This is a genomic window from Paenibacillus sp. J31R122, assembly GCF_056269185.1.
This window is the reverse complement of the sequence record NZ_JBWDNM010000002.1, coordinates 76,515-90,914: the sequence shown is the minus strand read 5'-3', so window position 1 is coordinate 90,914 and position 14,400 is coordinate 76,515. Positions and strand designations below refer to the sequence as shown.

The following is a 14,400-nucleotide window of genomic DNA, read 5'->3' as shown; positions in this document are numbered from 1 at the left end:
ATTTAATTGACCTCCTGTTTATACGCACTATGCCATTTTGCCATTTACAAAACGTAAAGAGTGGGTTTCCCCACTCTTCTGCATCAAAGTCTTTATCATCATCATTGCCAGAAAAATTATAACATAACCGCCTTAGAGTGACAAGAAATGTTTTCTATTCGATTACAGTTTAGAACAAGGAAAGCTGATTTGATTCAGGCAATCCACGGAAGCAGCCCATATTATTCAGCACCTCTATGATCGTCTTTGTCGCCTTAGATTTCATCTGGAAATCCTCGATAGAAAGAAATTCTCCATCATTTCTAGAGGCTGCAATATTTCGCGCTGCATTATCACCAATGCCGCCGACAGCAGCAAAAGGAGGAATAAGGGAATCGCCGTCTACTAAAAATTTAGTTGCATCGGATCGATACAAATCAATCGGTTTGAAAGAAAAGCCGCGTGCTGTCATCTCTAAAGACATCTCTAGCTGTGACACCATCCCCTTCTCTTTCGGGAGCGCATTAAAACCTTTCGCTTCAATTTCTATCAGCTTGCGCAAGATCGCATCGTATCCTTGACATAACAGCTCTAGATCAAAATCATCGGATCGAACGGTAAAATAAGTCGCATAATATTCAATCGGATAGTAAAGCTTGAAGTAAGCGGTGCGAACTGCTGATATAACATACGCTGCCGCATGCGCTTTAGGAAACATATATTCAATACGCAAGCATGAATCAATGTACCATTGAGGCACCTTGCAGCGCTTCATCTCTTCAATCCATTCCGGCGTCAAGCCTTTACCTTTACGAACGCTCTCCGTAATTTTAAATGCCAGACTCGCATCCATACCGGCTTTGTATATTAAGAAAAGCATGATATCATCACGACAACCGATAACCGTTTTGATATTGCAAGTACCATTTTTAATAAGTTCTTGTGCATTTCCCAGCCAAACTCCCGTTCCATGAGAAAGTCCGGAAATTTGCAGTAAATCCGCAAAGGATGATGGCTGTGTTTCCTGCAACATCTGGCGTACAAACTTGGTCCCCATCTCTGGTACACCGTAAGTTGCAACCGAAGAGCGAATTTGTTCACCTGGCACATTGAGAGCCGTCGTGGAGTTAAACATACTCATGACCTTCGCGTCATTCATCGGAATGGTTAACGGATCAACTCCTGTTAAGTCCTGAAGCATTCGCATCATCGTCGGATCATCGTGACCGAGTATATCAAGCTTAAGCAAGTTTTCGTCAAAAGCATGATAATCGAAGTGGGTCGTCTTCCATTCCGCATTTACGTCATCCGCTGGATACTGAACGGGCGTAATATCCTCGATATCCATATATTCTGGCACAACGACAATTCCTCCTGGATGCTGACCAGTACTTCGCTTTACCCCCGTACATCCGCTTGCTAGTCTCAAGATTTCAGCGCCGCGCCATTTCTTGTTCGTTTCCTCTTCATATTTCTTTGTGTACCCGTAAGCCGTTTTGTCAGCAACCGTACCAATAGTTCCTGCTCTAAATACATTTTTCTCTCCAAATATATCCTTGGTGAAATTATGCGCAATCGGCTGATATTCGCCTGAGAAGTTAAGATCGATATCGGGAACCTTATCACCTTTAAAGCCGAGGAACGTCTCAAATGGAATATCCTGCCCTTCACCCCTCATCATCTCACCGCAATGTGGACACAATTTATCGACTAAATCAAATCCACTCGGCACACTGCCATCCAAAAACCATTCGCTATGAAGACAATCTGAATTTTTGCACATATAATGAGCAGGCAGTGGATTTACTTCAGAAATACCAAGGAACATAGCAACAACCGATGATCCAACAGATCCCCGTGAACCAACTAGATAACCATCGGCATTTGACTTTTTCACAAGTTTCTCTGAAATCAAATAGTTGGCGGAAAATTTAAATTTTATGATAGGAACTAGTTCTTTCTCTAGACGATCGATGACTACCTGCGGCAGCTCTTCTCCGTACATCGACTTAGCTGTATCGTAGCAAGTATTACGAATTTCTTCGTCAGCCCCCTCAATATCCGGAGCGAAGAGTCCTTTCGGAAACATTTCGTACGACTCGAACCGATCAGCAAGCTCAGACGTGTTCGTTACGACGACCTCAAGTGCTCTCGCCTCACCTAAGAATGAGAACTCTTCCAACATCTCATCTGTCGTACGGAAATGCGCATCCGGCTTTCGAATACTCTTTAATGGGCTAAAACCCGTAATGCCATGAATAGTAATATCACGGTACATTTTGTCTCGCGGATTCAAATAATGAACATTGCCGGTCGCGATGATCGGCTTTCCAAGCTCGTCGCCGATTTGACATACACGCCTGATAGCTTGCTCTAGCTCTGCCCGGCTGCCAACTAAACCTTTTTCCACCAAATGCATATAAAAATCAATCGGTTGAATTTCCAACACATCATAAAAACGAGCAACCTCCAGCGCTTCCTCATACGATTTATTCAGAACCGTTTCGAAAAATTCACCCTTTTCACAGCCAGAAATAATAAGCAGACCCTCGCGCAAAGCAACAAGCTTGCTCTTAGGCATCGTCGGAACACGCTTAAAATGTTCGGTGTGCGACATGGAAATCAGTTTGAATAAATTTTTCTTGCCTGCCGCATTTAATGCATATACACCGCAATGGAACGGACGTGAATTCGATAAATCTATTCCGACATAATCGTTTAACTGATGCAGATCCGTAATATTACGTTCTGCCGCATCAGTGATTAGACCATAAAGAACACCGCCAAGCGCAAGGGAGTCATCGACAGCTCTATGATGATTTTCAAGGCCGATCTTATATTTGTCCGCCAGCGTATTCAACCGATGATTTTTGAGAGTCGGGAAAATAAACCTCGCTAATTCCAGCGTGTCAAGAACTGGATTTTTAACTTCAGGCATGCCGAAAGCTTTGCAATTCGCTTGAATAAAGCCGATATCGAATCTCGCATTATGCGCAACAAGAACATCGTCACCGATAAATTCGATAAACTCACGCAGCTTTGGCTCGAGCTCTGGTTGCCCGCGTACCATATCATCGTTGATGTTTGTCAATTGCTGGATATGATAAGGAATTTTTTCATGAGGATCAATCAAGGTTGAGAAGCGATCGATTTCTTTTCCATCACGCATTTTTACGCCAGCAAGCTCTATTATTTTATTATTAATAACTGATAAACCGGTTGTCTCTATATCAAACACAACGTATTGTGCAGTAGCAAGTGGCTCAGGCCTTGATTCTAATACCATAGGCACCGCATCATTGACCACATTCGCTTCTACACCAAACAAAACCTTTATATCGTTTTTCTTGCCTGCCTTGAAAGCGTCAGGATAACATTGCACATTACTATGATCCGTGACTGCAATTGCTTTATGCCCCCACTTTGCTGCTGTCTTGATATATACATCGACGGGTGTAACGGCATCCATAGCACTCATCGTCGTGTGCAAATGAAATTCAACCCGCTTATTTTCTGCTTTATCCTTACGATCAGGAGGTGATTTCACCTCATGCAAATCATTCGGCATCATCACAAGCTCAGGCTCTTGCATAAAGCGGTCATATTCGACCCGTCCCCGTGCCTTCACCCATTTTCCATTAGCAAGCTGACTTAAAATTTTAACATCGTCTTTTGTCTTAGCGAACATCTTCATAGCGATTGAATCCGAGAAATCAGTAACATTGAATGTGAACAAGGTGCTTCCGTTACGAAGCTCCTTCATATCCAGACCAAATACGGCACCTTGGACCGTAATTTTTTTCTCTTCCTCTTGAATGTTCATCAGTGGAACAGGCTCTTCTCGTATATCGTAACCGACAGCTAGACGAATTTCTCCCTCGTCAACCAAATCTGATTCAGACTGCGAGCTTGCCATAAGCTCTTGAACATATTCACGTTCTTCCTGAACGATCTTCATCGCGTATTCTTCCATAATTTCTTGTCTAGCTTCGTTAATAATCATTTTAACTTTACAATTTCGATGAAAATAAGTGCTATAAAAACGGATAATATACTCATCCAAACGTTTCTTGCGAGCTAAATCTAAACCGGTATTATCTAGCAAAGATAATGTTAGCGCATCATCTTCTACTGCAATTGACGCTTTCTGCAGCCATCCATTTACGGATGCTACCTCGTGCTGCGCCCATTCCATAAATAAGCCCCAATATTGCAGTAAAATAGATTCTGTTTCCACTACAGGATCATAAATAAAATGAAAGGTTATACCTGCAATATGCTCGAACTTCATTCTAACAGCCTGACATAGCCCATTATAGGCCTGTAAGGGCACTAAGGACGTTTTGCGGATGCAAAACGTCCATTCCCGGTTGCTTTTGCCTACAACAACCTGCTCAATATAACCATCTTGAAAATAACTATGAATAAGCTCTTGCGGCAACTCCGCCTGCTGCAATAGCAGTTCAAAGCGCTGACGCTTGTCTGCAGTTTGGCTCAAACGATTCCACTCCTGACAATTCGAACCGAACCAACTTCAGTTCTTAATAAGCGCGTGCAAATACGACAGTATGCTTAGCGGCATCGCCGCATACGAGACAACTTTTCTTTTCTTGAGAGGGTGCAAAAGGTATGTTACGGCTTGTTGCGCCCGTTTCTTCCTTTACTTGCTTCTCACAAGCGGCTGAACCGCACCATCCAGCTTCTACGAAGCCGCGTTGTTCTTGAAGGAAGTCTTTCATCTCATCAAGAGTATCAACGGAACAAGTATTATCCGCTCTGAATTGCTTAGCCTTCTCAAACATCTCATCATGAGTTTCAGCCAGCATCTTTTCCACTTCATCAATCAAATTAACTTGTAAAACAACTCTCTTCTCCCCGGTAACACGGGACACAAGTACAACTTGTCCGTTCTCCATATCACGAGGACCAAGCTCAAGTCGCAATGGAACGCCGCGCATCTCGTACTCATTGAATTTCCAACCAGGACTAACATCAGCACGATCGTCTACACGAACACGTACGCCTGCTTTTTTAAGCTCAGCATAAAGCTCGTCCACTCGTCCAACGACCTGCTCCCGCATTTTCGCCGGTCCAATAGGGATCATTATTACCTGTGTCGGTGCAACCTTCGGAGGTAGGACAAGACCGCGATCATCACCATGAACCATAATAAGCGCGCCAATAAGACGAGTACTTACGCCCCATGACGTCGTATGTGCGAATTGCAGAGTATTTTCACGGTCAAGAAACTTGATGTCGAAAGCTACGGCAAACTTCGTTCCAAGATAATGCGAGGTTCCTGCTTGTACAGCTTTCCCATCTTTCATCATCGCTTCGATCGAATAAGTATCCACTGCCCCTGCAAATCTCTCGGAAGGTGTTTTCTCACCTTTAATAACTGGAATAGCAAGAAACTCTTCTACAAATTGCGTATATACATCAAGCATCTGCATCGTTTCTTGTCGTGCTTCCTCTTCCGTTTCGTGAGCTGTATGACCTTCCTGCCATAAAAACTCACTCGTCCGCAGAAACGGCATCGTCCGCTTCTCCCAACGAACTACATTAGCCCATTGATTAATAAGCAAGGGAAGATCACGATAAGATTGAATCCATTTCGAATACATATGCCCAAACATCGTTTCGGAGGTAGGACGAATAGCTAGCCTTTCCTCCAGCTTCTCTCCTGCCGCTTCTGTTACCCATGGCAATTCCGGATTGAAGCCTTCCACATGCTCCTTCTCCTTCTGGAAGAAGCTCTCAGGTATAAACAATGGGAAATAAGCATTGCGATGTCCTGTTTCCTTAAAACGACGATCCAGATCGCGTTGAATATTTTCCCATAATTCATAACCCTCCGGCCGAAATACGATACATCCTCGTACCGGAGAATAATCCATAAGCTCAGCTTTCTTAATAACGTCAATATACCATCTAGAGAAATCCTCGCCTTGCGGCGTTATTTCAGTAACAAACTGTTTATCTTTAGACATGACCGACAAACTACTCCCCTCTTACCAACCGTAAAATATCATTATAGGTTACTACAAGCATCAGCAGCATGATTAATGCGAATCCGACAAAATGGACCATACTCTCACGATTAGGATCTATTGGACGTTTTCTCACGGCTTCTAATCCTAGGAATATTAGTCGGCTTCCATCAAGCGCTGGAATAGGAAGCAGGTTGAATATACCTAAATATAAGCTGAGCAAAGCTGTCCAAGAGGTAAGCTCAGCAATGCCTTGCTGTGCAATTTGACTTGTATACTCAGCCGTCCTTACAGGCCCGCCCAAATCATCAAGTTTAAATTGACCCATTATTAACTTCTTGAATCCGTCAAAAATACTAATGGTCATATTTTTCATTAACTTAGAAGCGCCTGTAATAGTCTCAGAGAAGCTTGCCGAACGTGTCGGTAAAGAAGCTGAAATTCCTACTTTCCCAACCCCTTCTTTATTTGGCGTCGGCGTCAATACAACCTGTTGTGCTATTCCGTCACGGATAATATCCATTTTCACTGGAACATTCGGTGATTTTCCGATAATATCGATCATTTTATCAAAATCCGCACCGATTTTCACCCCGTTTACCGCATCAATGACGTCACCTTTTTTCAGGTTAGCTTTTTCCGCAGGCATATCGGGAGACACTTCGTTAACAAATAATCTGTCTGGATTTTCTACTGGTATGCCAGCCATTTGAATATAAGCTGCAAACAGTACAAACGCGAGCACGAAGTTCATCATCGGGCCGGCAAATATAGCAAGCGCGCGTTGCCCTACCGTCTTGCTGCCGAACTGTCTATCGATAGGTGCAATTTGCGTTTCCTTGCCTTTTGAAATCATTAACGCCTCAGGGTGTACGAAGTAACTCTCGTTTTCTCCTTCGACATCTAACGTTATAGAAAGCTTCCGCTCCAGATCAATAGCGACGACCTCTCCGCGTATAACACCGCTTCGTTCATCCAGACGATCCAAATACAACCTCGAAACTAAGTTATCCTTCAAACGGACCGCTATCGTCTGACCGGGCTGAACATCGACAATCTCCGGATCCTCACCGGCCATGCGTACAAAACCGCCTGCTGGAATAAGTCTAAGCGTATATCGCGTTTCCCCACGCTTAACGGATAAAAGCTTCGGTCCAAAACCGATTGCAAATTCGCGAACCAAAATTCCTGCGCGTTTTGCGAAGTAATAATGACCCCATTCATGTATCGTCACGATGACGAAAAATACGAGTACGGTCAGAAAGACGACCTGTATCATCTGCATTAAGTTGCAGCCTCCTGTTCGTTACGGCTTGTACATAGATTATCATTATTCTCCCGTCCGATACAAGAGAACCGGTTTTTGAACCTGTTACATCTTTTCTGCAACCCGCCGAGCCCACGTGTCTACTTCTTCAATCATTTGAAGGTCATTTATATCCGAAGCATGATGACGACTAATAACCGATTCTAGAATCCGTTCGATATCTAGAAACGTTATATCACCCTTTAGGAATCGCTCAACAGCTACCTCATTAGCCGCGTTAAAAACCGTTGGCGCGGATTGGCCTTGACGGCCGCATTCAAACGCCATACGTAAGCACGGATATCTAGTGAAATCCATTTCACGGAAATGGAGCTTGCCAAGCTCCGCTAAGTTAAGACGATTAGTCGGTGTAGGAATACGCTCTGGGTAAGATAACGCGTATTGTATAGGCACACGCATATCCGGCATTCCAAGCTGCGCAATTATGCTGTTATCGGAAAACTCCACGTATGAGTGAATGATGCTCTCTGGATGAATAATGACATCTATCTGATCATATGGAACGTCAAAAAGCCATCTAGCTTCAATAACCTCTAACCCCTTATTCACCATAGTTGCAGAATCGATGGTAACTTTTGCTCCCATAGACCAATTCGGATGATTAAGTGCTTCAGCTACCGTTACACCTTCAAGTTGCTCTCTGGTCCGATCTCGAAAAGATCCTCCAGAAGCCGTTAATGTAATTTTCTGAACAGATTGTCGAGATTCCCCATTCAAGCATTGAAAAATTGCGGAATGTTCGCTATCGATCGGAAAAATCGAGACGTTACGTCGTTTTGCGGACTCCATTACAATATGACCAGCTGTAACCAGCGTTTCTTTATTAGCTAAACCAATATTTTTACCTGCGTTAATAGCAGCCAAGGTTGCCGGCAAGCCGCGGCTTCCGACAATAGCTGTTATAACGACCTCAGCATCCGTTCCAGCAGCTGCTTCAACCAAACCCTCATCACCATATACAACTCGCGTACCAGGCGGCAAATAAGGCTTAGCGGCGTCTGCAAGCGCCTTGGAACCTAAACTAACGATTGATGGCTTAAATATTTTGGCTTGTTCAACGAGAAGATTAACATTTGCACCAGCCGCTAGAGCGACAACTTTATATCGTTCTGGATGATGTGCAACAATATCTAAAGTTTGAGTACCTATAGAACCAGTTGAACCTAAAATACTAATTTTTTTCATGCGAATATCCTCCTTTATTATACGGGAAGCAGCTCCGCTAGCAATAACAGTGGAAATACAATCAGCCAGCTATCGCAGCGATCAAGAACGCCGCCATGACCCGGTAATAATGTACCTGTATCCTTGATATTTCGCACTCGCTTATAAGCCGATTGAATCAAATCGCCGAACTGACCAGCTACAGCTGCAAGTAAGCCAATAAGCATAGCCTTTGGCAGCTCTATTAAATCAGGTGCCGACAAAGCAAATAAAACGGCTACAACCAACGATAATACAACGCCGCCAAGAGCACCTTCGATTGTTTTGTTAGGACTTATGGACGGCCAAAGCTTGTTTTTGCCAATAGCCCGTCCAGCGAAATAGGCCCCAATATCAGAAGCCCATATACAACAGAACGATAAAAAAGTCCAAAACAAACCATTCTGATCCATTTGACGAACTTCAATCATTGCGGCAAACCCATAACCAACATATAAAGCGCCTAGCAACATAAGTGCGGCGCCATCAATTGTCGTTTTATTTTTCGTTATAACGGTCACAGCAAGCAATAAGAATGCAAGCATCCATATAATCGTCAATGCTGAAGGCATTACGACTCCCCATTTAGACCAAGGCAATACAAAATAAAGGACTCCTGCATACCCTAGCAGCGCGGCGGGGTGCGACCATGAAACACCGTTCATACGAATATATTCAGAGAAACCAATTAAGGCGAGCAATACTAGCAACGCTGTAAAGAGCCAGCCGCCTAACACCATTAAACCAAGAAAAAAAACAGCAGCTATAACTCCGGTAATCATTCGTTGTCTCAAAAAATTCACACTCCGTTACTTGAAGCTACAATCCACCGTATCGACGCGCGCGACGCTGATATTCCGCTATGGCTTCATGAAAGTGCTTTTCCGAAAATTCCGGCCAATACACATCAGTAAACCACAACTCACTATACGCCAACTGCCACAACATAAAGTTGCTGAGACGCAATTCACCGCTCGTACGAATAAGTAGATCAGGGTCCGGGATACCACTAGTAAGCAAGTGATTAGACATCACTTTATCATCTATGTCCTGGATTGCCAAACGGCCTTGCTGGACATCATCTGCTATTACCTTAACAGCATCAATCATTTCATTACGGCTGCCGTAATTTAAAGCAAAATTTAAAACTAGACCCGTGTTGTTAGCTGTTTTGACCACTGCTTCTTCCACTGCGCTAATTGTAAATTCCGGCAAATCCTCTTTGTGCCCCATCATTCGAACCTGTACATTATTTCTAATTAACTCATCTAATTCTATTTCAAGAAATTGTTGAGGAAGCTTCATCAGAAAATCCACTTCTGCCTTTGGTCTTTTCCAATTTTCCGTAGAAAACGCATATAACGTCAAATATTTGACGCCAATGCGTTCAGCCGCTATCGTAATTCGCTTAACTGCTTTCATACCGGAATGGTGCCCCGCCATTCGTGGCAAACCACGATCTTTTGCCCAGCGACCATTCCCATCCATTATGATAGCAACATGCTCAGGCACATTATCAAAGGCCTCAGGATTAATCGGCTTTTGTGACGATTTGCCTAATTTGGCCAAAAGTCGCTCGATCATCTTGCATCCTCCCAACCGGAATCAAAACCAAACCCCACCTGACGGAGGGGCCTAGAGTATTATTAGACGTCCATAATTTCTTTTTCTTTCATTACAAGAACCTTATCAACCTCTGCGATGAACTTGTCGGTCGCCTTTTGGATATCCTCTTGGTGTCCATGCGATTCATCTTCAGAAATTATTGTTTTCTCCAGCTTTTTCACAGAGTCGTTAGCATCACGACGAATATTGCGGATTGCAACCTTTGCATCTTCTCCGAATTTTTTCGCCGTTTTAACTAATTCACCGCGACGCTCTTCTGTAAGAGGAGGGATTGAAATACGAATCGCCACACCATCATTTGATGGATTCAAACCAAGATCGGATTTCATAATCGCCTTTTCAATAGCAGACATGGAAGACTTATCCCATGGCTGAATGAACAGTGTACGAGAATCTGGGGTATTGATATTAGCTAGCTGATTAAGAGGCGTCATTGCCCCGTAGTATTCTACTTGAATGCGATCAAGTAACGATGGACTAGCTTTACCTGCGCGTAACGATGACAAATCCCGTTTTAGCGCTAGAATTGCTTTATCCATACGTTCTTCTGCGTTTTTCTTCACTTCTTGTGGCACTACTTAGCACTTCCTTTCACAATCGTTCCGATTTTCTCGCCCAGGACGACCCGTTTTATATTCCCTTTCTCAGTGATCGAGAATACGATGAGTGGAATATTGTTATCCATACAGAGCGAAGATGCTGTTGAATCCATAACGCCTAAATTGCGATTAAGCATATCGAGATACGTGAGCTCCTCGAATTTTTCTGCTGAGCTATCTTTAAATGGATCTGCGGAGTATACTCCGTCTACTTTATTTTTCGCCATCAAAATTACTTCAGCTTCAATTTCAGCTGCGCGCAAAGCTGCTGTCGTATCTGTAGAGAAAAACGGATTACCCGTTCCAGCTGCAAATATGACGACACGGCCCTTCTCAAGATGTCTAATCGCACGACGTCTTATGTACGGTTCAGCAATTTGCTGCATCGCAATCGACGTTTGTACACGCGTTGGCACATCAATTTGTTCCAGAGCATCTTGCAGTGCAAGTGAGTTCATGAGTGTAGCCAGCATACCCATATAATCAGCAGTAGCGCGATCAATACCTTTAGCACTACCCGCAATTCCGCGCCATATGTTGCCTCCGCCAACAACAATCGCTACCTCTACACCAAGAGCGATAACTTCTTTAACCTGATCAGCAATGGAAGCAATAACGGTCGCTTCAATACCGTATCCTTCCTGTCCAGACAATGATTCACCGCTTACCTTCAAAACGATCCGTTTAAAAACAGGCTGTTCCAACGATTATACCTCCATCATGCACCTCAAGTGATGAGGTCCTTCATTTATGTTCTATTTATACAGGCAGGGCGGGGCGCACGCCCCGCCCCACTTGTGCGATCGGATTACTGTTTAACTTGTGCCATTACTTCTTCTACGAAGTTGTCGACTTTTTTCTCAAGACCTTCGCCTAGTTCGTAACGAACAAAACGACGGATTGAAATGTTCTCACCGATTTTATTAATTTTTTCGTTAAGTATTTCAGCTATAGTTTTGTCTGGATCTTTAATGAACGATTGTTCAAGCAGACAGAACTCTTCGTAATATTTCGAAATACGTCCATCAACCATTTTCTCAACGATATGAGCTGGTTTACCTTCGTTAAGCGCTTGATTTTTCAAAATTTCACGCTCTTTTTCAAGCTCTTCTGCCGCAACTTCTTCACGACGTACAAACTTTGGATTTGCAGCAGCGATTTGCATAGCAACGTCTCTAGCAAATTCACGGAATTGATCTGTTTTAGCAACAAAATCAGTTTCACAGTTAACTTCAACAATTACACCGATACGGCCGCCAGCATGGATATACGATTCAACTACGCCTTCTGTAGCAATACGTCCTGCTTTGTTTGCTGCAGCAGCCAAACCTTTTTCGCGCAGTACCGCGATCGCTTTTTCTACGTCGTTATTCGTTTCGTCCAAAGCTTTTTTACAATCGAGCATTCCTGCTCCAGTTCTTTCCCGAAGTTCTTTCACTGCGCTAGCACTAACCGCCATGTTAAACCCTCCTGAATGGTACAATCACCATTATCTATTATTGTTTTGAGTTCCAAAAAAAGGGCGGTGAGAGGTTTTACACCGTCTGACCACCCTTTGTTGAATAGTATTTCTTTAAATTTAAGCTGTTGGTTGCTCGTTGTTTGCAGTAGCTTCAACGATTGCATCAGCCATTTTAGCCGTAAGCAATTTAACAGCACGAATTGCATCATCATTACCAGGAATGACATAATCGATTTCGTCCGGATCACAGTTAGTATCAACGATACCAACGATAGGAATACCAAGTTTACGAGCTTCCGCAACTGCGATACGCTCTTTACGCGGGTCAATAATGAACAACGCGCTTGGCAAACCTTTCATTCCTTTAATACCGCCAAGGAATTTTTCCAAACGGTCTTTTTCTTTGTTAAGAATAATAACTTCTTTCTTAGGAAGAACTTCGAATGTGCCGTCCTCTGACCATTTCTCAAGCTGTTTCAAACGCTCAATACGTTTTTGAATAGTTTGGAAGTTAGTTAGAGTACCGCCGAGCCAACGTTGGTTGATGTAAAAATTGCCGCAACGTTCTGCTTCTTCTTTAACGGAATCTTGAGCTTGCTTTTTCGTACCTACGAACAGCATTGTGCCGCCTTCAGCAGCGATCGAGCGAACAAAGTTGTATGCTTCGTCAACTTTTTTAACCGTTTTTTGCAAATCAATAATGTAAATTCCGTTTCTTTCAGTGAAGATATAACGATCCATCTTCGGGTTCCAACGACGAGTCTGATGACCGAAGTGTACCCCAGCTTCTAGTAGCTGTTTCATGGAAATAACCGCCATGTCCTCAACACCTCCTGTAATGGTTTTTTGTGTGCTCCTCCGCTAGTCGCATCTTTCACCAAAACTTTCGTCGGACGAAAGCACCGTTGGCAAAATTGACCTGCGTGCGTTTTTAACACCGTGAATTAATATACCATAAATAGATAACTCATGCAACATTCGTTTGTATATTCGTTTATAGTTTACTATTTATAAAAAAAATAGTTATTGTTTTTTCACTTTCGATAACATATCTTTCGCCTGTTCTTTGGGTATAGGCTGACTTGTGACAACCGTTATCGCTTCATTTGTAGTTAAACCTTCATTAAACAAAAAATAACCGGCGCGAACCAGCTTTTTCGACTTTTTCATTTGATTGATAAATGCTGTTTTATCTTGAATAATGTTTTTACCAGCCAGTAACTCGGCCGTCTTAGCTAATCCGGACCCTGCGTCGATTTTTATTATATGCTGAATTGGATCAGCTGTGACTGGCGGTTTTTCTTCCTTACTTGTATCATTAACTGGTTGATCCTCTTTAGTTGGATCTACAGCGTCTGAAGTGGGTTTATTATCGTCAACACTACTTTGCTTGTCCTGCACTACAGCACTTTGATTAAGTTCTTTATTGACGGAGGCGGAATCTTTGACAGCAGAAAGCAATGCATCTACTTCTATTTGCGTATATAGCTTCTCATCATTATTATCGCCCATGTTTTCAAGCTTTTCTTGATTCTGGTCACCCTGAAACATAAGCTGCAATAGCAATGCACCTATAATCATCCCTGTGCCTAAACCCATTAAAAAAGGGCGATTTTTAAGCATGAACGGCCTCTTCCTGCTTCGATAGCTGAATAATGAGCAGCACTTCGCCTTTATTCAACCCGAGCTTTTTCGAGATTGCCTCAATAGATTTCCCTTGTTCGTACAATGCGAATAATTCTGAATAACGGGTATGAATTGAAGAAGGCTGTACCGTCTCAGGTACTGCCGCATCCGTCCCAATGACAACATCTGCCACTGGAGCTGGCGAAATGTCTTTTGTCAGTGAAATAGAATCGATTTCCTGATCCGCAGCAAGAGCAGTTCGCTCAGGTGCACGCTGAAGCTGTTCTGTTAACAGCTCACATTTGTGCTCAAGTGCTACAATTCGTTGTTCCTTCTGCTCCGCTTCGGACTTGGATTCCTGCTGTGCTTTAGTCACCAGTTCTACAAGTTCCTGATTATCCTTCTCCATGTTTTCCATAAACTGCTCTAACGCAATCTCCATGTTTTGCATAGTTTGTGTTGGAACTGCTGCACTCTGCTGCTTTCGAGGCCATACAAAGGCGCAGACAATGACAACCGCTCCGAGAAGTACAACATATTGCCAGTATGACTGCATCGTCTATATCCTGCCTTTCCAGTTCGAACTTG

At 43.2% G+C, this 14,400-nt stretch carries 12 protein-coding genes; all 12 read right to left on the bottom strand.

Features of this window, described 5'->3' with window-relative positions; genetic code table 11:
• Positions 1-169 precede the first annotated feature (169 nt).
• The 12 genes from AC0YN7_RS03510 to AC0YN7_RS03455 all read right to left on the bottom strand — a co-directional run bounded on the left by AC0YN7_RS03510 (position 170) and on the right by AC0YN7_RS03455 (position 14,368).
• Positions 170-4,477 carry a PolC-type DNA polymerase III gene (locus tag AC0YN7_RS03510; protein WP_475808574.1) on the bottom strand — a complete coding sequence of 1,436 codons (4,308 nt, stop codon included), beginning with the start codon at positions 4,475-4,477 and terminating at the stop codon, positions 170-172.
• A 43-nt stretch (positions 4,478-4,520) separates the two neighbouring features.
• Positions 4,521-5,969, bottom strand: coding sequence for a proline--tRNA ligase (gene proS / locus AC0YN7_RS03505; protein ID WP_475808573.1), 1,449 nt, complete (start codon positions 5,967-5,969; stop codon positions 4,521-4,523).
• A 10-nt stretch (positions 5,970-5,979) separates the two neighbouring features.
• Positions 5,980-7,254, bottom strand: a complete 1,275-nt coding sequence (gene rseP, locus AC0YN7_RS03500) for an RIP metalloprotease RseP (protein WP_475808572.1) — start codon at positions 7,252-7,254, stop codon at positions 5,980-5,982.
• Positions 7,255-7,341: 87 nt separating this feature from the next.
• Positions 7,342-8,481, bottom strand: a complete 1,140-nt coding sequence (locus AC0YN7_RS03495; RefSeq protein ID WP_475808571.1) for a 1-deoxy-D-xylulose-5-phosphate reductoisomerase — start codon at positions 8,479-8,481, stop codon at positions 7,342-7,344.
• Between the two features lie 17 nt (positions 8,482-8,498).
• Complete coding sequence (locus AC0YN7_RS03490) at positions 8,499-9,293, bottom strand: phosphatidate cytidylyltransferase (protein WP_475808570.1); 795 nt, start codon at positions 9,291-9,293, stop codon at positions 8,499-8,501.
• 25 nt (positions 9,294-9,318) lie between these two features.
• Positions 9,319-10,083 carry an isoprenyl transferase gene (locus AC0YN7_RS03485; RefSeq protein ID WP_475808569.1) on the bottom strand — a complete coding sequence of 255 codons (765 nt, stop codon included), beginning with the start codon at positions 10,081-10,083 and terminating at the stop codon, positions 9,319-9,321.
• A 62-nt stretch (positions 10,084-10,145) separates the two neighbouring features.
• Complete coding sequence (frr, locus tag AC0YN7_RS03480; RefSeq protein WP_475808568.1) at positions 10,146-10,700, bottom strand: ribosome recycling factor; 555 nt, start codon at positions 10,698-10,700, stop codon at positions 10,146-10,148.
• Positions 10,700-11,428, bottom strand: a complete 729-nt coding sequence (gene pyrH / locus AC0YN7_RS03475; protein ID WP_475808567.1) for a UMP kinase — start codon at positions 11,426-11,428, stop codon at positions 10,700-10,702. Before pyrH ends, frr begins: the two co-directional genes overlap by 1 nt.
• Before the next feature lie 104 nt (positions 11,429-11,532).
• The gene (gene tsf, locus AC0YN7_RS03470; protein WP_475808566.1) at positions 11,533-12,183 is read right to left on the bottom strand and encodes a translation elongation factor Ts; all 651 of its coding nucleotides are present in this window, start codon (positions 12,181-12,183) and stop codon (positions 11,533-11,535) included.
• Between the two features lie 120 nt (positions 12,184-12,303).
• A complete protein-coding gene (rpsB, locus tag AC0YN7_RS03465; protein ID WP_475808565.1) occupies positions 12,304-13,005 on the bottom strand; it encodes a 30S ribosomal protein S2 in 702 nt (233 codons plus the stop codon).
• 204 nt (positions 13,006-13,209) lie between these two features.
• A complete protein-coding gene (locus tag AC0YN7_RS03460; RefSeq protein ID WP_475808564.1) occupies positions 13,210-13,809 on the bottom strand; it encodes a hypothetical protein in 600 nt (199 codons plus the stop codon).
• Positions 13,802-14,368 carry a hypothetical protein gene (locus AC0YN7_RS03455; RefSeq protein WP_475808563.1) on the bottom strand — a complete coding sequence of 189 codons (567 nt, stop codon included), beginning with the start codon at positions 14,366-14,368 and terminating at the stop codon, positions 13,802-13,804. The genes AC0YN7_RS03460 and AC0YN7_RS03455 overlap by 8 nt, the downstream gene beginning before the upstream one ends.
• Positions 14,369-14,400 lie beyond the last annotated feature (32 nt).

Coding starts and splice junctions, on each gene's coding strand:
- proS (WP_475808573.1), bottom strand. CDS start 5,969: ATGTCTAAAGATAAACAGTTTGTTACTGAAATAACGCCGCAAGGCGAG.
- rseP (WP_475808572.1), bottom strand. CDS start 7,254: ATGCAGATGATACAGGTCGTCTTTCTGACCGTACTCGTATTTTTCGTC.
- AC0YN7_RS03495 (WP_475808571.1), bottom strand. CDS start 8,481: ATGAAAAAAATTAGTATTTTAGGTTCAACTGGTTCTATAGGTACTCAA.
- AC0YN7_RS03485 (WP_475808569.1), bottom strand. CDS start 10,083: ATGATCGAGCGACTTTTGGCCAAATTAGGCAAATCGTCACAAAAGCCG.
- tsf (WP_475808566.1), bottom strand. CDS start 12,183: ATGGCGGTTAGTGCTAGCGCAGTGAAAGAACTTCGGGAAAGAACTGGA.
- rpsB (WP_475808565.1), bottom strand. CDS start 13,005: ATGGCGGTTATTTCCATGAAACAGCTACTAGAAGCTGGGGTACACTTC.
- AC0YN7_RS03460 (WP_475808564.1), bottom strand. CDS start 13,809: ATGCTTAAAAATCGCCCTTTTTTAATGGGTTTAGGCACAGGGATGATT.
- AC0YN7_RS03455 (WP_475808563.1), bottom strand. CDS start 14,368: ATGCAGTCATACTGGCAATATGTTGTACTTCTCGGAGCGGTTGTCATT.